1 protein-coding gene is annotated in these 493 nt (G+C 51.5%); it reads left to right on the forward strand.

All coding sequences use genetic code 11. The features are described from left to right. Positions 1–278: 278 nt before the first annotated feature. A partial coding sequence (locus AC1RPX_RS07655; RefSeq protein ID WP_481763314.1) for a hypothetical protein occupies positions 279–493 on the forward strand: 215 nt, incomplete at its 3' end.

Below are 493 nucleotides of genomic sequence, written 5' to 3' on the forward strand. Positions count from 1 at the left end.
GTAGAAGCTCGATCTAGTACATCGGCGTTCAACACTTTGTGCCGACTCCGAAACTAGACAGGTGCACTACTCGAATGGGATTCAGTCCAACTTATGGAGAACACATGAACGAGGGCATTGCCCCAAGTGGCTACAGCGTGAGTCACAGCCCGGTCTCTGGTCGGGACGAGTAGTAGATAGAAAACCCGGCCTCGGCCGGGTTTTTCTTTTGCTTGACGTGCTTAGTAAATAATAGTAGTATCGCTTTTTGTAACTGAACTAGGCAACAGGAGAGAGGTATGCTGATCCGCAACGAGTACGATGGAACTGATTCGCAGGGCAACCGTTTCCAAGGCACCAACTACCGTGACTTCCGCGTCAACTACCTGATCGTTGGAGATGTGGCCTGTCAGTCGAGTGACTTGTTCGATCGTAAGCAGGTACATTTGCGTACTGTATGCGCCTCTGCGCAAGACCCGAAGGTAGCTCGACGCCGGATGAGTGAGATTGAGGC

Source organism: Dellaglioa sp. CoH-56-MRSF-14, from assembly GCF_056782115.1.